Below are 21,865 nucleotides of genomic sequence, written 5' to 3' on the forward strand. Positions count from 1 at the left end.
AGGGAGCAAGTTGCTTCCCTTTTTTGTGCTGCAAGAAGTTTTTTCGATCGAAATAGATGTAGATAATCAAGCGAGACAAATTGATCTTAGTCAGACTGCAATCCGTTCTTTGGTGCTACTCTACGGCAAAATATAAAGCCCCATTCTATGACCTTATGTAGAGGTCTTGTTGATAAGGTTCTTGCGTAGCAATGTCGATTAATATTTCCGATTTAACCACCGCCCTAAATAAGGTGGAGCATATTCATAAAGTTCAGCTTGAAAATGTGCATCAGTTCTTTAAAGCAAACGAAGCTTTCTCGGTAAAAACGTTCAGCCAACTTATATCTAGTGACTCACTTGATGAGCGATTTAAAACCATCGACAAGGCCTTCTCTTTGCTTGGTGATGTGAAAACCTACCTTTTAGAAGCGTCTTACTTAGTTAAGTAAAAATAAAAAAGCCCCTGTAACTTAATTACCGGGGCTTTCATTTTTATTGCCGCTAAGTTGTGGAGTTACAACTTGTAGCGATCATCAATAACCGTTGTCTCTGGGAAGGTTTTACCCTCTTCCATCGCTTCCTCAGTCTCTTCTTTTACTTTGGTATCGATCCAGAAATTACCAATATCCATTGGATGAAGCACCCATTCTGTCGCTTTTGTCATGCCATCTTTAGGAATTTTAACCCAGCGCCAATGTGCAACTCGAGAATAAGGCACCATGTATCCAGGAACGATGATATTCGCTTTGCTGACATAGTTTTGGATTTGATGCGATAAATCGTAACGCTTCTCCTGATCAAACTCAGAGTCATAAGCTTCAATCAACTTGTCCAACTCAGGGCTGCTGTAGTTGGTGTGAGCATTCGTTTGTGGTCGATTCGCATTATCCGAGTGTAGATATTCCCAATACGCAGGAATCTCACCAGAACCCATATTCAAGAACGCTAACTGATGCTTTTTCTCAAGAATGTATTTAAACGCAGATGAACCATCAACCAAGTTTAACGTGAACTCAAGACCAGCAAGTTTCGCTTGCTCTTTCAAGTACGCAATACGCGGTGTCCAAGAGTTGTATCCATAGGTGATAGCAAAGCTCAAGCGTTGGCCCTTGTCGTTGACACGAATACCATCTGCGCCAACTTTGTCAAAGCCCGCTTTTTCGAAATGTTTAACCGCCGCATCGGCATCAAACTTAGGCGGTGTATTGTTAGGATCATCGTATTCGCCATGACCAAAGCCGAGTCCATGTGGTTTACGTGAATAATCTCCACGCATGATATTTTCAATCATGCCGTCATAGTCAGTGGCTGCCATAACGCCTTTGCGAACTTCTAGGTTATCCAACATCGGCATCGCGGTGTTCATCCAAAGGCCACCAGCGCCTTGTGGTGCTTCGTTAAAGCCCCAGTACTTTTGGATATAGCCTTTTTTGTACACATCACTATCGGTTTTGTCATGCCAAAAGCTTGGTAGCACCATCTCAAAGTAGTCCAAGTTGCCTTTCTCAAAGTGCTTCATGGCAATATCAGGATCGCGAATCACCTTAATGCGGACTTTTTCTACGTTGTAACGGTTTTTATAGTAGCGGTTGTTATACCCCCACCAATCTTCGCCCACGTGTTTGAATGTCACGCTCTTACCTTTCTTCACTTTATCAATGTAGTAAGGCGCCGCAGTTGGCTCAGATTTAAAGTTGAACTTTCTGACGAAGTTATCAGGCATGCCATCGTTATTTGCGTCCTTTTCTCCTTCAAAGAAGTGTTCCGGACGAGGCTGAAAACCATTACTCGGCATGTTAATCATAACCATGAGCGAGTCATGACTTTGAGCTACAGCAAGATTGACTTTGATCGTGTAGTCGTCAATTTTTTCAACACCGACAACGCTGTTCGTGAAGAAGTCGTTGTACCACGGGTCGATAATGTCTTTTGACGTGTAGTACTTCATCATAAAGACGTAATCATCTGCCGTAATTTTTTCACCATCTGACCACTCGGCCGTTTCATCAAGCTTAAAGAATACGGTTTTGTTGTCCTCTCCAAATGCCCATGACTTAGCAAGTTGGGGGATCCATTTACCAGTATTTGGATGACGCTGAGCAAGCTTTGGTGAACCATCCATTAAATATTGGCGCAAGCCGGAGTTCGCATCTGGACCAACACTTCGTAATGTCTGAGGAAAGCTCTGAATGTAAGTACGATAAGTACCACCTCGTACCGCTTCTTCAGAGGCGAACAGAGATTCATTGTTATTTGAAATCCATTCTATATCAGCAGGTAGCTCTGCCGCACTCAGTTGAAAACTGGCAGCGGTCAGTGTTGCAAGTACTGAAAATGGCAGTTTTTTAGTCATGTTTCTTCCTTGTTGTGTTTGCGATTAAGGTCGTAGCAAGGAAGACGGAGTGTGAAAGCTGCAAATAGAAAATACGCAGATAGGAAATAATAGGAGCGTAATATGAAGTGACTTCCTGCCAGCTTCTATATTAATTTCAAAGAGTTTCACTAGGTCATCCTAGACCTTACAACGCAGTGAATGCATCCTCGCCATAGTATTCTTTAGGCTTTTGTAACGCAAGTCATCAATAATACATGGTCGCATTTTCTATGCATCACAGTGAGTTATGTTACAAAAGTGTGATCGATACAGTACCAAGCCCTACTTTTCTCATAATAAACCGTAGAACCTTTATCCGAATAAGCTCCCCCCTACACCAATTAAAGCAAGCAAGTAAGCGAGCAGATATAACTGGTTAAAATGAGCAGTTACTTACTACGGTTGGTATTTTTATTAGATACAAAAAAGGTGAGGCATCACAGCCTCACCTTTCTTTATACAATACAAGACTGTGCTTACATACTAGACAAGCTATCATTGATCGATTTCAACACTGCAGCAGGATCCACAGCTTGAGTAATTGGACGCCCAATAACAAGATAGTCAGAGCCTGACTGAATAGCCTCTACTGGTGTCATGATACGGCGCTGGTCACCTTGCTCAGAGCCAGCAGGTCGGATTCCTGGTGTAACTAACTTAAAGTCTTGACCAAGTTCGCTCTTAAGCAATGAAGACTCTTGAGCTGAACATACGACACCATCTAAACCAGCGTTTTTGGTCAATGTCGCCAGACGAATAACTTGATCCTGAGGCGCAATGTTCAAACCAATACCCGCTAAATCACTTTGTTCCATACTGGTTAGTACCGTTACTCCAATCAGAAGTGGGCGATCTTTACCGTATGGCTCAAGAATTTCACGTGATGCCGTCATCATGCGCTCACCACCGCTCGCATGCACATTCACCATCCAAACCCCTAATTCCGCGGCTGCGCGGACCGCCTTAGAACACGTATTTGGAATATCGTGAAATTTCAAATCCAAGAAGACTGAGAAACCACGTTTGTGGAGTTCACGTACGAAATCAGGACCAAATAGCGTAAACATTTCCTTGCCAACTTTTAGGCGACATGACGCAGGATCAATTCTATCTACAAACGCAAGTGCGTCTGCTTGGTTATCATAATCCAGTGCGACAATAACTTTTTGGTCGATCATTTCATCTCCTAACTATTTTGGTTCTTATTAAATAAAAAGTTAAAAAAATGCAGCGGACAGAAACTCTGTCAGCTGCATTAAAATTATTCACCATCCAATCCGCGGATTGGCTTGATCGTCCCCCACCCTTTACAGGATGGGCAGTGCCAATAAAGGGAATGAGTAGAAAACCCACACTTCCGGCATCGGTAGTGTGGTTTCACTTTTAACTGTTCACCCACCATCGCTTGTAGCGTCGATAGACTGTCCTTCGCGCGACCGTCTTCTGCTTCAGCAATGTGGTAGTCAATTAATCGATAAAAGCCCTTCATGGTTGGATTTTTCAGCAGCTGTTTGGTCAGCAGCTCTTGTGCAGCCCCGACGTTCTCGTGGTGAGCAACCAACTGAGCCAACATTAACTCGGCTGATACGCCTGCTTTCTTATCAATACAAGCTCGCAGAAACTCTACAAGTTCATCTTCCTGGCCCAAATGATGGTAGCACTCTGCAATGGTTGGTAAGACATCGCTGATAAAGTCTTTGTCTTGCTCAAGCACACCCGTCAGGTATTTTATCGTGTGTTTATAATCTTCAGACTCTAGATAAATTCGTCCCAAAGCAATACTCGCTCGAACACACTTTGGGTCTTCTGCTAGGGCTTTTTTAAAGTGCTGTATTGCCTTATTAGTATTACCATCGGCTTGGTCGAGCATTGCAATTTCACACCAAAAATGAGCAATATTCGCACGCATTCTGGAGCGTTTATTACCCAACTTAGCCAATTGATTGGCGTAATAAATTGCTTTTTCCCATTCACGTGTTTGTTGGTAAATGGTTACCAATTGCTGAAGGGCCGCTTCTTTGTAGTCTGGCTCTTCGACTAACTGTTCGAAGATTTTCTCTGCACGATCGAGAAAACCAGAGACCATATAATCTTTCGCCAACTGTTGAAGTGCAAGATTCTTTTGATCCAGTGTTAAGCCAGAGCGAGAAATGAGATTTTGGTGAATTCGGATTGCGCGGTCGACTTCGCCACGAGACCGGAACAAATTACCCAACGCAAGGTGAGTATCGATTGTCTCGTTATCAACTTGGAGCAATTCAATAAAGTGATCAACAGCCTTATCTGATTGGTCAGAGAGCAGCAGATTAAGACCCGTCATATACTGACGAGAGATTTGATGAGATTGCTTCTGCTTGTCTTGCTGAGCGCTGCGATGCCCCATATACCAGCCATACGCAGCAGCTATAGGCAATAACAAGAAGAGTAGTTCAAGCATTAAAGTTGAGCCTTATCCTTATGCCTGTTTTTCGATGGCTGGCTTATCAGCAGGTTTGTTTGCATCTGTAGGTTCGTACTTTTTCAGTTTTTTCTTTAAACGACGAACTTGTAGCTGAGTTTTCAGCTGGATACTACCAAAGATAACCCACGCTAAAGCAAAGCCAACCACAAATACCACACCTAATAGTGTAGATAAGTGGAACTCTCCTTTGGCTAGAAGATAGTTAAAAGTCACGAGCTCTTGGTTTTGGGAACCTAACGCCAATGCAATTAAAAAGAGAGCTAAAACAGCAACGATTTTTATAATTTTCATTTACATCACCCTTCTAGGAGTAAGTCGGTAAGATTATGCAGGAAAATACTTCTTCAGACTACGTATATTAGCAATAATCTATACCCAAGTAACCTCAAGATGCTTAGTTTGTAGACACGCCTAGAAGTTAAAGTTACTTGGGTGTAGAAAGCTGCAAAGAAAACAGCCAGAATCAACAGGTCGCTTCGTAAACTGCTTGGATACATTACAAAAAAGCGGCATACACAAACGTATGCCGCTTTTTTCAAACTAATAAGAGTGCGTTAGCCAATATTTACACGCTCACGAAGCTCTTTACCAGGTTTGAAATGTGGAACGTATTTACCTTCCAATTCCACTTTATCGCCCGTTTTAGGGTTACGACCTACGCGAGGCTCGCGGTAATGAAGAGAAAAACTACCAAAGCCACGGATCTCGATACGGTCACCGCTCTCTAGCGTAGAGGCCATGTGCTCTAAAATATCTTTTACAGCATCCTCTACCTCTTTCGCTGATAAGTGTGTTTGCTCAGCGCAGAGTCTTTCAATCAGTTCAGACTTAGTCATAGTTGCCCTCTTTGAGTATCTTTATCACTTATTATAGTAAGTAATACTAATTCCAACAAACACTTGCTGACAATTCTAGACAAATTTTATGCAAAATGCGCAATGAAGAAATGCCTTTTATTAAGATAGTTTACCGTCATTAGTATTACTACTTAAATATGCTCAAATATAAAAAAGGAGCCTTGCGGCTCCTTTTTTGCTTAAGCGAGTATATTATTCGCCTTTAGCAGCTTTGAAAGCGTCAGCCATTGCGTTACCGAATGCATTGTCATCTTGCTTGTTGATAGATGCCATTGCTTCTTGCTCGTCAGCTTCGTCTTTAGCTTTGATAGATAGGTTGATTACGCGGTTCTTACGGTCTACACCTGTGAACTTCGCTTCAACAACATCACCAGCGCTTAGGATTAGAGAAGCATCTTCTACGCGATCGCGAGATACTTCAGAAGCACGGATGTAACCTTCAACGCCTTCTGCGATTTCAACAGTAGCGCCTTTAGCGTCAACAGCAGTTACAGTAGCGTTAACTAGAACACCTTTCTTGTTGTCAGCAACGTAAGCATTGAATGGGTCGTTTTCCATTTGCTTGATGCCTAGAGAGATGCGCTCACGCTCAGCGTCTACTGCTAGAACAACTGCAGAGATCTCGTCGCCTTTCTTGTACTCACGTACAGCTTCTTCGCCAGCAACATTCCAAGAAATGTCAGATAGGTGAACTAGACCGTCGATGCCGCCTTCTAGACCGATGAAGATACCGAAGTCAGTGATAGACTTGATCTTACCAGTAACTTTGTCGCCTTTAGCTTGTGCTTCAGCGAATGACTGCCATGGGTTAGCTTTACACTGTTTCAGACCTAGAGAGATACGACGACGTTCTTCGTCGATTTCAAGAACCATAACCTCAACTTCGTCGCCAACATTAACAACTTTAGAAGGGTGGATGTTCTTGTTAGTCCAATCCATTTCTGAAACGTGAACTAGACCTTCAACGCCTTCTTCGATTTCAACGAAGCAGCCGTAGTCAGTTAGGTTAGTTACGCGACCAGTTAGTTTGTGACCTTCTGGGTAACGCTTAGCGATTGCTACCCATGGATCTTCGCCTAGTTGCTTAAGACCTAGTGATACGCGAGTACGCTCACGGTCGAACTTAAGAACTTTAACTTGGATCTCGTCACCAACGTTAACGATTTCAGATGGGTGCTTAACGCGCTTCCAAGCCATATCAGTGATATGTAGAAGACCGTCAACGCCACCTAGGTCAACGAACGCACCGTAGTCAGTAAGGTTCTTAACGATACCTTTAACTTCAGAACCTTCTTGTAGAGTTTCTAGAAGCTCGTCACGCTCAACGCTGTTTTCAGATTCGATAACAGCACGACGTGAAACAACTACGTTGTTACGTTTTTGGTCAAGTTTGATAACTTTGAACTCTAGCTCTTTGTTTTCTAGGTGAGCAGTGTCGCGGATTGGGCGTACGTCTACTAGAGAGCCAGGAAGGAAAGCACGGATACCGTTTAGTTCAACAGTGAAACCGCCTTTAACTTTACCGTTGATGATACCAACAACAGTTTCAGCTTCTTCGTAAGCTTTCTCAAGTACGATCCAAGCTTCGTGACGCTTAGCTTTCTCACGAGAAAGTTGAGTTTCACCGAAACCATCTTCAACAGCGTCTAGAGCTACGTCTACTTCAGCGCCAACTTCAACTTCAAGTTCGCCAGCAGCGTTCTTGAACTGTTCAGCAGGGATAGCAGATTCAGACTTAAGACCAGCGTCAACAAGAACGAAACCGTTCTCGATAGCTACTACAGTACCTTTAACGATGCTGCCTTGTTGGAATTCTGTTTCGTTTAGAAACTCTTCAAAGAGTTGAGCAAAAGATTCAGTCATTTAGTTAATCTTCAATAAATTAAACTTCCACGGGTATCCTACCGCATGGGGTTATTAAATTCGCCAGTCATCATCCTTGCGACCAACGCTCTTAGTCTAGCCGAGTATCATTACTCAGCTAGCTTCGATTCGATATATTGTAGTGCCTTTTCTACTACTTCGTCGATAGTCATCGACGTAGAATCTAGCACAAGCGCATCCTCAGCAGGGCGTAGTGGCGCCACTGGGCGGTTACGATCTCGGTCGTCACGCTCTTGGATCTCGCTTAAAAGGTCAGCAAATTTAACATCTAACCCTTTCTCTTGCAACTGTTTAAGGCGTCGATTTGCACGCTCTTCTGCGCTCGCATCAAGGAAGATTTTCGCTTGTGCACTTGGGAATACAATTGTGCCCATATCACGACCATCAGCCACTAGGCCCGGAGCGGCTTCAAATGCACGCTGACGACGTAATAATGCTTCACGAACACGTGGCAGAGCCGCAACTTTAGATGCTGCCATACCCGTTTCTTCTTTGCGAAGCTCCCCTGACACATCTTCGCCTTCTAGAACGACCTTAACTAAGTCGCCCTCTGCGATAAATTGAACGTCTAGGTGTGTTGCCAGTGGGACAAGTGCGTCTTCTGACTCTGTGTCGACACCGTGGTGAATCGCAGCGAGTGCAAGTACACGATAAATTGCGCCAGAATCTAAGAGTTGGAAACCCAACTTTTTCGCCAGCAACATACATAAAGTGCCTTTACCTGCACCACTAGGTCCATCTACGGTTACAACCGGAGTTTGAGAGGACATGTTCTTCTCCACCTATAGTTTCTTTTCAGCAATTTGCTCGGTTTTCGAGGCGCGCATTATACGGGTAATCGCCTTTTGGAGCGAGGAAAAATGTCGTGTAAAGCATTACACCTAATGCGCAATTGGATTCATCAATAAACATAAGGTTCAACAAAAACGGCGAGAGCTTCCACCCTCGCCGTTTTAAATGTCATGATCTTAGGTTCGATTAAACAATCGGTTTTTGGCCACGCTCAGCTAACTTTAAGATCACACTATCAGCAACTTTGCCCGCGACACCTGCTAGCTTGTCTGCCAGTTTTTTCTTCTGCACATAATGCACAGAAAGTACGGTTTTATCTTTGCATGCCGCAACAACGATATCATCAGATGTACTAATATCATCCACCAAACCAAGCTCTTTCGCTTGTGTACCGAACCAGTGCTCACCTGTGGCTACTTTGTCTAGGTCCAAACTAGGACGACGCTCGCGAATGAAGTCTTTAAACAAGACATGTGTTTCTTCAAGCTCTTGCTTAAACTTATCGCGCGCTTTATCGGTATTCTCACCAAACATCGTTAGCGTGCGTTTATATTCACCCGCGGTTAGTTGTTCGTACTCAATGTCATGTTTCTTCAACAGTTTGTTGAAGTTAGGAATTTGCGCGATAACGCCAATAGAGCCCACAATTGCAAACGGTGCAGAAACAATCTTATCTGCGACACATGCCATCATGTAACCGCCACTTGCCGCAACTTTGTCAACAGAGATGGTCAGAGGAAGACCCGCAGCTTTGATTCGGTCCAGTTGAGAAGAGGCAAGGCCGTAACCATGAACCATACCACCGCCAGATTCTAAACGAAGTAATACTTCATCACCTTCACGTGCGACAGCCAAAATAGCAGTGATCTCTTCACGTAGAGACGCGACTTCTTTTGCGTCTATGCTACCGTTGAAATCAAGAACGAATAGGTGTGGTTCACGCTTGCTATCTAATGAACCGTCTTTGCTCGCTTGTTTGATCTCTTTTTCACGAGATTTGTTTTTCTCTTTCTCTTCTTTCTTGACCGCTTTATCTCGAGCCTTGATGAAAGCATCGTCGTGCAAATGATGTTCTAACTGCTCAACAGATTGTTTGTGTTGCTCTGAAAGGTTGGTAATCTCTAACTCCCCTTTCGCCGCACCCGATTTGCCACCAGCCGATTTTGCAATAATGAGCAGAACAATTATCGCAGCAACCACCGTGATAATTTTGGCCAGAAACAGACCATAATCTAATAAAAATTCCAACGAGAGCTCCTTTATCTCATTTCAGATGACGTTAGTATGTTACGCAGAAACATCAGCGAGAAGGCAGCGCGGTTTGTAACCACTTGTTCTGATTGATAGCATACCTAACGAAAGTTCTGGAATTGGTATAACACATGAATTGGTGTATTGTAACCATCTTGTCACGATTACCAAGATTTTCCATTGAGAAACAGGCGTTTTTTAGCGTCAATTAACTATCATGGACCCTCTTACAATAATAAGGATTTATCGCCGTGAACTACTCCGTTTCAGCTGATGCTCTAAAAGGTAATGTCATTCTTGTTACTGGCGCTGGTAATGGCATCGGCCGTCAAGCCGCGCTTTCTTATGCCGAGCACGGTGCAACTGTTATTCTCTTGGGTAGAAATGTGCAAAACCTTGAATCTATCTATGATGAGATTGAAGCAGCTGGCTACCCACAAGCTGCTATCATTCCTCTGGATCTCAAGGGAGCAACTAAGCAAAATTACATTGATATGGCAGAGACAATCGAAGGACAGTTTGGTCGTTTGGATGGCCTATTACACAACGCAGGTGTCTTGAGTTCGCTGTGTCCATTTGATCAAATCAAAGAGGAAGACTTCGACGATATCATGCAGATCAACGTGAAAGCAGAAGTGTTAATGACTCAAGCACTACTGCCTGTGATGCGTAAATCAGAAGCTGGGCGTATTATCTTTACCTCTTCGACCGTCGGCCACTCTGGTCGCGCTTTCTGGGGGCCATACGCTATCTCTAAATTTGCCGTAGAAGGCATGATGCAAGTTTTGGCTGACGAGCTGAGTGATACACCGATCCGCGTTAATGCAATTAACCCTGGTGCCACTCGTACTCGCATGCGTGAAAAAGCATATCCGGGTGAAGATGCGAATACTCTCAAAACGCCATTGGATATCATGCCGCTATATTTGCACTTAATGGATCCAGCGGTTACCGATGTGAATGGTCAGTGCATCGACGCTCAACCGAAGCGTAAATAACGAATTCAGGTTACCTCACATAATCGATTGAAAAGGCAGCAAACGCTGCCTTTTTTCATTTCTCTCTTCATAAAAATCTTGCGACTTTCTGTCATAGAAATATACTGTACATACATACAGGTATTTATTATGCACGATATTATTCAGCACTTAAAAAGCCAGCACCTTGTTTGGCAAGCAAATTTAACGAAAACAGATCCTCAGCAGTTGCAGACTAGTTCCGGCTTTTCTGAATTAGATGATTTGCTCGGCGGAGGCTTTCCACCTCATGGCGTGGTGGAGATGGAATCTATTGGTAGTATTGGTGAATTGCGTTTGCTCGCTCCCTATTTAAAAGCCACTCAGACCAATGGTGTGACCGCATTTATTCAACCACCTGCATTAGTGAATTCTCTGTTTTTGCACTACATAGGGTTGGATATAAACCAAGTGTGGGTTGTTACTCCAACTCATCCCAAAGATGCTCTTTGGGCTGCAGAGCAATGTCTGAAAAGTGGGGTATGCAGTAATGTTTTGTTATGGCAAGAAGAGCTTGAAATACATCAAGTGAAACGCTTACAGGTAGCGAGTGAACAAGGTACTTGCCCTCTCTTTATGCTTAAAACAGAGACTATCAACCGCTTGTCTTTACCTGTGTCACTCAGTTTAAAACTGAAAGGCGACGAGCAAGGGATTAATGTTGAAGTGCTGAAAAGGAAAGGAGGCTGGAATAGAGGTAGCGTTAGTATCGGCTTCCAACACCATTACCCGCAACTGGTGAAACCATCATCTGAAACTGTGCACTCGACTGTGGTCAATTTCCCACTGGCGAACCAAGGTTAGTGATATGGCTCTGTGGATTTACTTGCACTTCCCTCGCCTGCAGCTAGACGCACTCTTTGGTGATAACCAAGAACAACCCGTGGTGATTGTCGAAAGCCAACGTTGCCAGATTATTCAATACAACGAGATTGCCGAACAACAAGGTATTAAGCCTGGTATGGGCTTAGGCAGTGCTGCGTCCTTGTGTCGAGATTTACAAGTGCATCCTTATCATCCACAAACCGAATTAAATAAATTACAAGAGGTGGCTCAGTGGTTGTATTTGATCACATCTGACGTTGTATTGATGCCAAACCAAGGTATTTTGCTGCGTGCTACTCCAATGCTCGCTCTGTATGAAGGGTTTGAAAACTATTGGAACAAAGTCAGAGATCACTTATCGGAGCTGAAACTGAGTTTTCAATTCGGATGTGGTTTTTCGCCTTTTGCTGCCAAATTGATGGCATTATCAGGAGCGAACGTCATCAGCGAAGACAAATCTGCCATACAAAAAGCCTTATCACCACTACCGTTAACACTGACAGATTTATCAATCGCTACCGTAGAGAAGTTACAACGTGTAGGCGTCACCACATTGCAAAACCTGCTTGAACTGCCATTGCAAGACATCGCACGACGCTTTGATATCGATTTGGTGAACTACGTTGGTCGACTGACTGGGCAATTTAAACACCCTGTCGACTTTTATCACCCTACCGAATCCTTCCAAGTTTATTTAGAGCTGTTGTTTGAGATCGAAAACGTTCAGTGGATTGAAAAGCCGTTGGCCAAATTACTTCGTCAACTCGAAACCTTTCTTAAATTAAGAGATAAGGTCGCTTTTGAACTGTGTTTAACACTCCACCAGCGTGAGAAACAAGAGCAACACCTTCAACTCACTTCTGCGCAAGGTGATTACCTATGTCAGCGTTGGCAACAGTTAGCGAGTTTAAGCTTAGAATCACTCTCGCTTAATGGCCCAGTCACAGGGCTAACGTTAAAAGTCATCCGTCAAGGTGAGCCTCTTAGTGCATCACGCGATCTCTTTGCTGGGCAGAAAGGAAACATGAATGCTTTAGAGCTGCTCTCTTTACTGCAAGCTAAATTGGGAAAAAGTGCCGTTTTAAAACCCAATATTGCTTGCGATCCTAGACCAGAAAAGGCCAGTCAGTATCGCCCTGCTGATGCTCCGGATGAAAAGGGGCACGCCATACCATCCATACTACGCCCCGCAATGCAATTACCGACTCCCATTGTATTGCAAGAGCAAGTTTCTTTGGTCCACGGACCTGAGCGAATAGTTTCTGGGTGGTGGGATGGTGATGAGATCATGCGTGATTACTACATAGCACACACCAAGCAAGGCCGCTGGTTATGGATATTTCGTGATCAGCACAAGCACTGGTTTCTTCATGGCTATTTTTGTTAAATCGACAGTTATTTTTGTTGGGTCATTATGAGTTACGCGGAACTATTTTGTCAGTCTAACTTCTCTTTTTTGACTGGGGCTTCTCATGCAGAAGAGCTGGTACTCCAAGCTGCTTTCTATCGCTATCAAGCTCTAGCCATAACGGATGAATGTTCGGTCGCGGGCGTTGTCAAAGCCCATGCGACAATCGAACAACATAAACTCGATATCAAACAAATCGTTGGAAGTATGTTTTGGTTAAATGATGAATGCCAAATCGTACTGCTTTGCCCTTGTCGCAAGGCTTATGCCGAGTTGTGTCGTATCATCACAAACGCAAGAAGACGAAGTGAAAAAGGCAACTATCAACTGTTCGAATGGGATTTGATGTCGATTCGACATTGCTTGGTATTGTGGCTGCCCACACATCAAGAGAGTGACCACTATTGGGGACGCTGGCTCAATCAACACCACGCTAATCGTTTGTGGGTAGCGATTCAGCGCCATTTGAGTAACAACGATACTGAGTACATTGCGCACTGCGAGCAGTTAGCACATGAATTTCAATTACCTATAACTGCCTGCGGAGGCGTTCTCATGCATGATGTTGAACGCTTGCCATTACAGCATGTACTTACCGCTATAAAGCATGGGTGTAGCGTCGATAAACTCGGTTTTGATCGTATTTCGAATACAGAACGAGCGCTTCGTCCTTTTAAAAAACTGGTTCGGATTTACAAACCAGAATGGCTGGAAGAAAGTACTTACATCGCCGATTTATGCGAGTTTAAGCTCTCCGATTTAAAATACGAATATCCTACCGAGCTGATCCCAGATGGTTATACACCCGACTCTTACTTACGTATGTTAGTCGAGCGTGGTAAAAAGCTGCGTTTTCCTGAAGGCGTGCCAGCAGAAGTCAATCAAACCATCGAGAATGAACTTGCGCTTATTCAAGAGCTGAAATACCACTACTACTTCCTTACCATCCATGACATCGTAATGTTCGCGAAACAACAAGGCATTCTTTACCAAGGTCGAGGTTCCGCCGCAAACTCTGTGGTGTGCTATTGCCTGGAAATTACCGCCGTCGACCCTCGACAAATCGCAGTCTTATTCGAACGATTTATCAGTAAAGAACGTAAGGAACCGCCGGATATTGATGTGGACTTTGAACACGAGCGCCGTGAAGAGGTTATCCAATATATTTACAAAAAATATGGCCGTGAGCGTGCAGCACTTGCTGCAACAGTGATCAGCTATCGCTTTAAAAGTGCCGTGCGTGAAGTCGGTAAAGCGCTAGGGATTGAAGAGACCCAATTAGATTTTTTCATTAAGAACGTTAATCGCCGAGATCGCAGCCAAGGCTGGCAAGCTCAAATTATTGAACTTGGCTTACAACCAGAATCTCTCAAAGGGCAGCAGTTTATCCAATTGGTCAACGAGATAATTGGCTTCCCACGCCACTTATCTCAGCACGTGGGTGGTTTTGTAATTTCATCTGGCCCTTTATATGAGTTAGTACCTGTTGAAAATGCCTCGATGGAAGATCGCACTATCATTCAATGGGACAAAGACGATTTAGAAAGCTTGAAGCTATTAAAAGTCGATGTGCTCGCACTCGGCATGTTAAACGCCATCAGAAAGTGCTTTCAACTGGTCGAGAAACACCACCAGCGCTCCCTCTCTATTTCCGAGATCACTCGTCGACAAGATGATCCACACGTGTACCGCATGATTCAAAAGGCCGACACGATAGGCGTATTCCAAATTGAATCTCGTGCACAAATGAGCATGCTCCCTCGCTTAAAGCCCGCTTGTTATTACGATTTAGTGATTCAAATTGCGATTGTTCGTCCAGGCCCTATTCAGGGTGATATGGTGCATCCTTTTTTAAAACGGCGTGATCACAAAGAGCCGGTCAGTTATCCATCGGAAGAAGTAAAAAGCGTTCTTGAGCGGACTATGGGCGTCCCAATTTTCCAAGAGCAAGTAATCAAGTTAGCCATGGTAGCAGCTGGGTTTAGCGGCGGCGAGGCCGATCAACTCCGTCGAGCAATGGCATCATGGAAAAAGAATGGCGATCTGGCTAAATTCAGGCCAAAACTGATCAATGGTATGCAAGAGAGAGGTTATGACTTAGCGTTTGCTGAGCGCATTTTCGATCAGATTTGCGGCTTTGGTGAGTACGGCTTCCCTGAAAGTCATTCAGCGTCTTTCGCAGTGCTGGCATATTGTTCTGCATGGTTAAAATATTATTACCCAGCAGAATTTTACACTGCACTGTTGAACAGCCAACCAATGGGATTTTATAGCCCATCGCAATTAGTACAAGATGCTCGCCGACATGGAGTCGAAGTATTGCCGGTGTGCGTCAATCATTCAAAATATCAGCATCATCTCGTCTCACGCCCGAATGGCAGGCTCGGCGTGCAACTTGGTTTTCGCTTGGTGAAAGGCTTTAACGCAGAAAGTGCGCAAAGGCTTATTGAGCGCAAACCACTTAATGGTTACCGCTCGATTCAAGAAGTAAAGCAGATATTAAGAAGCCGAAGTGACATTGAATTATTGGCTTCAGCCAATGCATTTCAGATCCTATCGGGGAATCGTTATAACGCACGCTGGGCAGCAATGGATTCCTTATCTGACCTACCATTGTTTCACAAGGTCGAAGAACCCAGTGTTAGCTACCAAACTCAGCCCTCAGAATATGAAAATTTAATTGAGGATTACGCGAGCACGGGACTATCTCTTAGCCGCCACCCGATTAAATTATTAGAAGAAACGGGCAAACTCCCTCATTTTACCCGCATGAGGCAACTGGCAGAGAAACCGCATAGGTCATTGGTCACAGTGGTAGGCGTGGTAACGGGAAGACAATCTCCAGGCACCGCCGCTGGCGTGACATTTTTTACGTTAGAAGATGACACAGGCAACATTAATGTGGTCGTTTGGCAAGCGACAGCACGAGCCCAAAAGCAAGCGTATTTAGGCGCTAAAGTATTAATGGTGAAAGGCATTCTTGAAAGAGAGGGAGAAGTCACGCACGTTATTGCTGGCAAGTTGATTGATTGCACGCACTATTTGAATAATCTACAAAGTAAATCTCGCGACTTTCATTAGTACAGAGATATTAATAAGCGAGGCGTTAAAAAATCAGAGGGAGAGCTGCTCCCCCTCTGATTTCACTATATCTAATCATGCACTTTTAGAAAGCATCTGGCGTAATCGGTCTTGAGCAACTTCAACCAACAGATCTGGTTGGAATTTAGAGATAAAACGATCACAACCTACTTTTTGTACCATGGCTTCATTAAAGCTGCCGCTCAGAGAAGTGTTCAACGTAATAAACAACTTAGACATACGTGGATCTTGGCGCACTTCATGAGTCAGTTTATAACCGTCCATTTCAGGCATTTCAGCATCCGTAATCATCATCAACAGCTCTTTTTCTACGTCTTTCCCTTCATCACACCAGCGCTTTAAAACTGTTAGCGCTTCTAGTCCGTCACGACACTCGATGATATTCATACCCAATTGAGAAAGCGTATCGCGAACTTGATTACGAGCTGTAGATGAATCATCTACAATCAGAACATTACGCCCGACCATTGCTTGGGCAAGTTCTTGATCCAGAATGTCCGCTGAAATCGTGACGTCGTAATGCACGATCTCTGCTAAAACTTTTTCAACGTCAATAATTTCGACAATTTGAGAGGCATCCCCCTCTTTGATTTGCGTGATAGCTGTGAGGTAATTCGAGCGACCAGACGTGGAAGGAGGCGGCTGAATTTCAGTCCATGCCGTATTAATAATGTTTTTAACCGGACCGACTAAGAAGCCCTGCACCGTACGGTTGTACTCTGTCACGATCAAATTTTCTTCTTCCGCTTCACCACGCAAAGCTGGGAAACCTATTGCGCCACGCAAATCAATCACTGGCACCGCTTCACCTCGTAAAGAAGCGACCCCACGAATGTTGTAGTGTGAGCCAGGAAGCTTGGTTAACGGTGGCAGCTTGATGACCTCTTTCACTTTGAACACATTAATCGCAAACAATTGGCGACTATTTAAAGTGAACAGCAGAAGCTCTAGTCGGTTTTCACCAACCAAGTTCGTACGCTGGTCAACCGTATTTAACACTCCGGACATACTACTACCTAAATTATGGATAATTCTTATTTTTACTCGAAATCAATACAGACACATCAAGGTTCTAAACCCAAATAACCTTAAGATATTTGTTTTTCGAGCATGGCTTGAAAGTACAACGGTTTCAGCGCATTACTTCCCTTCTATTTGTATCAGACACAAAGTCACTCTACACATTGAAAGCCATTTGGGTTTATTTACTTGAGCTTTTTAGGAAATTACATGAATGGCGCAGATATAGCAATGCAGCACAACTCAAATTCACCTTCTAGTAATAAGCGATCAAAAAGGGGGAGCTGTTAAGCCTCACCCTAAATCATCTAAAAATGTATAGGCTCGACACCTAAGCACTTCATCATGTTTGAAGCAATTAGCCTTCCACAACCTTCATCAATAACTGACCATCGTACAACGCTTGCTTGATCAACGCGGCACCAGGCATTGTTGCTTGCTTATAGAAACGAGATTCCACCAGCTCAAGATCTTGGTGATAAACCGGTAAACTCTGCTCTTCGATACAGCGACGCACCGCAGGATAAAGTACATCTTTTGCTTGGTTAATCACACCACCGATCAAGATCTTCTCAGGGTTAAATAAGTTGATCACAATAGCAATTGCGGAACCTAAGTAGCGTCCAAGCTTTTCAATCACATCAACTGCCAACGGATCACCGTTCGCTGCCGCTTCACAAATGCTCTCAATACTCATTTCTTCTTGTTCAGCAAGAATAGAGTCTTCGCCATCAGCAATTCGTCTTACGACTTCTTCACGAATGGCTTGAGAACTGGCAACGGTTTCCAAACAACCAATGTTGCCACAATGACAACGTTTTCCATTTGGATCGATTTGAATATGCCCAAGCTCACCAATGTTGCCGTGACGACCTTGCAAAACGCGCCCATCCAGAATGATGCCGGCACCTAAACCATGGTGAATAGAGATAAGGACGGAGTTGTCATTGTCTTGAGAATGGCCGAAAAGCTTTTCTGCTAATGCCCAAGCTCGCGTGTCATTGGCAATGAAAACTGGCAAGCCCGTTGCTTTGTATATCTCTGGTCCAAGAGCAAGATTTTCGACATTGTAATGAGGCATTTGCAGCACGACACCTTGCTCTGAATTCACAAGGCCAGGCAGCGTAATTGCAATACTGGTAACACGGTCAAGTTGATCCGCGTAAGTTTGGAAGAATTCATCAATTTCGTAGAGCAGACGCTCAAGCACATCATCTTGGTCACGTTCGTGTATCTCGATTTTAGTATCGATCAACACATCGCCACCTAGCTCATGCAGAGCAATAGTTAAATAACCTCGCCCCAAACGCATTGACAGAAATTGCCACCCTTCGTTGTTGACCTGCAAACCGACGGCAGGTCGACCACGACTCGTCGCTTCTTGTACTGTGGTTTCATGAATCAAGTGCGCTTCAATTAATTCTCGAGTGATTTTGGTGATACTGGCAGGAGCAAGCTCACTCTGCTTGGACAAATCAATTCGAGAAATAGGACCTTTTAGGTCAATTAGTTTATATACACGACCAGCATTGACCTGTTTGATATGATCAATATGGCCCGGTTGAGCCATGTACATCTTGCACTCCGAAATTCTATAACGAGACAATTTTTTTACTTTGCGAACTAATTGTGAAGTGAATTAATAAATCCCCGTGACAAGCATCACGTATAAACCTGTTTGTTTGTGTATTCAATCAAATAACGAAGAATCTACTCCTGTTAAATTGTTTGAAAAATAACTTATTTTTATTCACTAAATTATGAAGCAACTCCTGTTACAACAGCGCATTCTCTCCAATAGAGGCTGAAGCCTATGGAATATCTGTCTGTTTTACCGGGATTACTCTTAATGTAAACATTCTGTGCATATACTTATACTCAAGCAGCTTTAAGGTGTGGGCTCAGCAACGAGGCGGACCTTGAGAGCGATTGAGGAAAGTAAGGATAGAGTTCAAGTTACCTTTACACATACATTCATCGGAGAATCTATGACTTCCAAACTAAGACGAACAAAAATTGTCACCACGCTTGGTCCTTCAACGGATAAGGACAATGTACTTGAGGAGATCATCAAAGCCGGTGCAAACGTTGTCCGTATGAATTTCTCACATGGAACCAGTGAAGACCACATTCAACGCGCCAAAAAAGTCCGTACTATTGCGGCAAAGCTTGGGCGTCAAGTTGCTATCCTCGGCGACTTGCAAGGCCCTAAAATCCGCGTATCGACCTTTAAAGACGGCCAAGTCATGTTAAATGTGGGCGATAAATTCACATTAGACAGTGATTTACCAAAAGGTGAAGGCAACCAAGAGTCCGTAGGGCTAGATTATAAAGAACTGCCGCAAGATGTGTCACCAAACGACATTCTGTTACTCGATGATGGACGCGTTCAACTGCAAGTCACCAGCGTCGAAGGCAATAAAGTTCATACCCGTGTGATTGTTGGTGGTCCACTATCTAATAATAAAGGGATCAACAAAAAAGGCGGCGGATTGTCAGCCGATGCGCTCACAGAGAAAGATAAAGCCGACATTCTTACCGCCGCAGAAATTCAAGTGGACTACCTTGCTATTTCGTTCCCACGTAACGGCGAAGACATGCATTATGCTCGACGCCTAGCCAGAGATGCGGGCCTCGAAGCCATGCTGGTGGCCAAAGTCGAACGAGCAGAAACCGTCGCGACCAATGAGTCTATTGACGATATTATTCTCGCATCCGATGTGGTGATGGTAGCGCGTGGCGATCTGGGGGTAGAAATCGGCGATCCTGAACTTATTGGCGTCCAGAAAAAGCTGATTCGCCGCGCACGCAGCTTAAACCGCATCGTGATTACTGCGACACAAATGATGGAGTCCATGATTACTAGCCCGATGCCGACGCGTGCTGAAGTGATGGACGTGGCCAATGCGGTTCTAGACGGCACTGACGCCGTGATGCTGTCTGGAGAGACCGCAGCAGGTAAATACCCTGTAGAAACGGTCAAATCCATGGCCGAGGTATGTGTGGGCGCAGAAAAAATGTCTGAGGCAAGCCTATCCACTTATCGCTTAGATCGCACCTTCGAAACCGCTGAAGAAACCATCGCAATGGCAACCATGTACTCTGCGAATCACATGGAAGGAATTAAAGCGATGATCTCGTTAACAGAATCTGGCAGGACTGCGTTGATGATGTCTCGCTTAAGCTCTGGCTTACCAATATTTGCCTTATCACGTAATGAATCAACGCTCAATCGAGCTGCACTATACCGAGGCGTGACACCGGTATATTTCGAGTCAAAAAGTGATGCAGGTTTACCGACAGCTCAAGCTGCGATTGCCAGCCTTAAAGAACAAGGGTTCTTGCACAAGGGTGATTTAGTCATGATCACTCAAGGCGATGTAATGGATGTCGTTGGTTCAACCAACTGCATGAGAATTCTGCAAGCATAACCTTTATACCTAACCCTATTAACCACAGAGATTAGGTACGCACACGAATGAGGCTCCGAAAACGGAGCCTCATTTATTTACACGTCACTTTGTATTTAGCTTATGTCGTTAATACAAAAGGTTATGCACTCTCTCTGCCATCAATTTCAATATTCAGTTGGTCATAGAGTTGAACCAGATTAAACCCCGCCTGAAGTCCGAGTTGATAATCATGCTCTAGTGATTCTTGGTCACTTAACAAAGAAGAAGAACGAAGCCCCTCTTTAGGCGCGATTTGTAAAATGAAAGTATCGTCAGGTGGAGCAGATATAAAGGCCTGAGTGAGCTCAAATGTTTGATAGTGAATCATCAGCATGTCGGCTAAACCTGAGTCAAAATTCTCACCGATTAAATGGCTTAAACGATACAAATTATCAGCACCGAACAACCAACGGCCTCCATTCAATAGCATTTTTCCGGCAAGCTTCGATTGATGGGCGGCATTAATTTTTTGTTGGAAGAACGAAGCCCAATCCAACTTCCATCGATTCACTTTTTGCTGCCATGATTGCTGCACCGAATTAATAGACTCTCGATACCACTCGACAGGCACATCCCCTACTTCACTTTGCGCTCTCGCTTCAATCTCCGAGAACGGTTCTGTTCGGATGACAATAATGTTGCGAGCATTCTGACGCCACGCTTCTTGAACAGGGATAGAAGCCGACACACCACCATCAACAAACTTATTGCCATTAACGTCGACAGGTCCGTGGTACAACTTAGGAATCGCGCATGTTGCTAACATGGTGTTAAACCACGTGTCACCCAAGATTGGTAAATATTGATCCGATAGCGTCTCTACATTTGTTACCGCTGCAAACGCACCTCGTCCTCCTAGTGCACTGCGGCCTAAATCAAGATCGAGCTTGTAAGGGAAATCTTGAATCCGCTCTAACGCCCACTCTAAACCCAAGTACTGCTGCTTTCGAATATAACGAAACAGATTAAAAAATTCGGGAGACGTTGTCAGTTCGGTAATAAAAGCTTTGCCCATACCGTGTTGACGACATAAGTAAGAGCATAAATTGAGTGCCCCAGCAGAGGTACCGTAGAATTCATCGAAAGGATCAAAGTTGGAAAGTAAAAATGCGTCTAATACGCCAGCGGTAAAAATCCCTCTCTGCCCTCCACCTTGCGTGACTAAAGCAGTTTTTCCATGCCTGAAATGCTCATAAACTTTGACATCAAGCTCAGTGTGGCTTTCTGTGATTATACCGCTGTTACGTATCATAGGCTCACGCCATTTTGTTAAAACGTTTGGTAAAAGTAGTTATCTTAAGCCGTTGTAATCGCAATGATGCCAAACGACAAAAGTACTGCAAAAACAGTCACCACGATGATTAATGCGGATTTTAGATCGTGTTCCATAAACACCTCCTTAATATGTAACAAATTAATAACACCAGTGTGAAATATGTTC

18 protein-coding genes are annotated in these 21,865 nt (G+C 44.0%); 6 read left to right on the plus strand and 12 right to left on the minus strand.

Translation table 11 applies throughout. The features are described from left to right. Positions 1–191 precede the first annotated feature (191 nt). Positions 192–431 carry a hypothetical protein gene (locus tag B7360_RS11305; protein WP_005397103.1) on the plus strand — a complete coding sequence of 80 codons (240 nt, stop codon included), beginning with the start codon at positions 192–194 and terminating at the stop codon, positions 429–431. Between the two features lie 65 nt (positions 432–496). Here the strand turns inward: B7360_RS11305 and B7360_RS11310 are convergent, their stop codons facing one another. The 8 genes from B7360_RS11310 to sohB all read right to left on the minus strand — a co-directional run bounded on the left by B7360_RS11310 (position 497) and on the right by sohB (position 9,598). Further along, the gene (locus B7360_RS11310; protein ID WP_085343535.1) at positions 497–2,335 is read right to left on the minus strand and encodes an extracellular solute-binding protein; all 1,839 of its coding nucleotides are present in this window, start codon (positions 2,333–2,335) and stop codon (positions 497–499) included. A gap of 497 nt (positions 2,336–2,832) precedes the next feature. Continuing rightward, positions 2,833–3,534 (minus strand): orotidine-5'-phosphate decarboxylase, encoded by a 702-nt coding sequence (gene pyrF / locus B7360_RS11315; RefSeq protein ID WP_005397105.1) that lies wholly within the window; start codon positions 3,532–3,534, stop codon positions 2,833–2,835. A gap of 83 nt (positions 3,535–3,617) precedes the next feature. After that, positions 3,618–4,793: a lipopolysaccharide assembly protein LapB gene (lapB, locus tag B7360_RS11320; protein WP_005376665.1), complete on the minus strand. Its 1,176-nt coding sequence runs from the start codon at positions 4,791–4,793 to the stop codon at positions 3,618–3,620. An 18-nt stretch (positions 4,794–4,811) separates the two neighbouring features. Continuing rightward, the gene (locus B7360_RS11325; RefSeq protein WP_005397112.1) at positions 4,812–5,108 is read right to left on the minus strand and encodes a LapA family protein; all 297 of its coding nucleotides are present in this window, start codon (positions 5,106–5,108) and stop codon (positions 4,812–4,814) included. A gap of 263 nt (positions 5,109–5,371) precedes the next feature. Beyond that, positions 5,372–5,653 carry an integration host factor subunit beta gene (gene ihfB, locus B7360_RS11330; protein WP_005385816.1) on the minus strand — a complete coding sequence of 94 codons (282 nt, stop codon included), beginning with the start codon at positions 5,651–5,653 and terminating at the stop codon, positions 5,372–5,374. Between the two features lie 213 nt (positions 5,654–5,866). After that, positions 5,867–7,537 carry a 30S ribosomal protein S1 gene (rpsA, locus tag B7360_RS11335; RefSeq protein WP_005385817.1) on the minus strand — a complete coding sequence of 557 codons (1,671 nt, stop codon included), beginning with the start codon at positions 7,535–7,537 and terminating at the stop codon, positions 5,867–5,869. A 110-nt stretch (positions 7,538–7,647) separates the two neighbouring features. Continuing rightward, the gene (cmk, locus tag B7360_RS11340) at positions 7,648–8,328 is read right to left on the minus strand and encodes a (d)CMP kinase (protein WP_005397113.1); all 681 of its coding nucleotides are present in this window, start codon (positions 8,326–8,328) and stop codon (positions 7,648–7,650) included. Positions 8,329–8,536: 208 nt separating this feature from the next. After that, entirely contained in the window at positions 8,537–9,598 is a 1,062-nt protein-coding gene (sohB, locus tag B7360_RS11345; protein WP_005385819.1) for a protease SohB, read from the minus strand. A gap of 254 nt (positions 9,599–9,852) precedes the next feature. On the opposite strand from sohB, the gene B7360_RS11350 reads away from it, so the two are divergent. From B7360_RS11350 to B7360_RS11365, 4 genes are all read left to right on the plus strand, one after another. After that, complete coding sequence (locus B7360_RS11350) at positions 9,853–10,599, plus strand: YciK family oxidoreductase (RefSeq protein ID WP_085343536.1); 747 nt, start codon at positions 9,853–9,855, stop codon at positions 10,597–10,599. A 129-nt stretch (positions 10,600–10,728) separates the two neighbouring features. Next, positions 10,729–11,421 carry a translesion DNA synthesis-associated protein ImuA gene (imuA, locus tag B7360_RS11355; RefSeq protein WP_085343537.1) on the plus strand — a complete coding sequence of 231 codons (693 nt, stop codon included), beginning with the start codon at positions 10,729–10,731 and terminating at the stop codon, positions 11,419–11,421. Between the two features lie 4 nt (positions 11,422–11,425). Next, positions 11,426–12,829, plus strand: coding sequence for a DNA polymerase Y family protein (locus B7360_RS11360; RefSeq protein WP_085343538.1), 1,404 nt, complete (start codon positions 11,426–11,428; stop codon positions 12,827–12,829). A 27-nt stretch (positions 12,830–12,856) separates the two neighbouring features. Then, positions 12,857–15,931 (plus strand): error-prone DNA polymerase, encoded by a 3,075-nt coding sequence (locus B7360_RS11365; protein WP_085343539.1) that lies wholly within the window; start codon positions 12,857–12,859, stop codon positions 15,929–15,931. A gap of 75 nt (positions 15,932–16,006) precedes the next feature. Here the strand turns inward: B7360_RS11365 and B7360_RS11370 are convergent, their stop codons facing one another. Together B7360_RS11370 and B7360_RS11375 are read right to left on the minus strand one after the other, a co-directional pair. After that, positions 16,007–16,960, minus strand: a complete 954-nt coding sequence (locus B7360_RS11370; protein ID WP_005398212.1) for a chemotaxis protein CheV — start codon at positions 16,958–16,960, stop codon at positions 16,007–16,009. 370 nt (positions 16,961–17,330) lie between these two features. After that, positions 17,331–18,548: an ROK family protein gene (locus B7360_RS11375; protein ID WP_005398213.1), complete on the minus strand. Its 1,218-nt coding sequence runs from the start codon at positions 18,546–18,548 to the stop codon at positions 17,331–17,333. Between the two features lie 412 nt (positions 18,549–18,960). Between B7360_RS11375 and pyk the strand changes: the two genes are divergently transcribed. After that, complete coding sequence (gene pyk, locus B7360_RS11380; RefSeq protein WP_005398214.1) at positions 18,961–20,403, plus strand: pyruvate kinase; 1,443 nt, start codon at positions 18,961–18,963, stop codon at positions 20,401–20,403. A 121-nt stretch (positions 20,404–20,524) separates the two neighbouring features. Here the strand turns inward: pyk and B7360_RS11385 are convergent, their stop codons facing one another. Both B7360_RS11385 and B7360_RS24515 read right to left on the minus strand, forming a co-directional pair. After that, positions 20,525–21,676: a patatin family protein gene (locus tag B7360_RS11385; protein WP_005398215.1), complete on the minus strand. Its 1,152-nt coding sequence runs from the start codon at positions 21,674–21,676 to the stop codon at positions 20,525–20,527. A gap of 44 nt (positions 21,677–21,720) precedes the next feature. Next, a complete protein-coding gene (locus B7360_RS24515; RefSeq protein ID WP_005372970.1) occupies positions 21,721–21,813 on the minus strand; it encodes a YnhF family membrane protein in 93 nt (30 codons plus the stop codon). Positions 21,814–21,865: the final 52 nt, after the last annotated feature.

Origin of the sequence: Vibrio sp. ArtGut-C1, assembly GCF_002105475.1 — a bacterium.
Lineage (GTDB): Bacteria > Pseudomonadota > Gammaproteobacteria > Enterobacterales > Vibrionaceae > Vibrio > Vibrio diabolicus.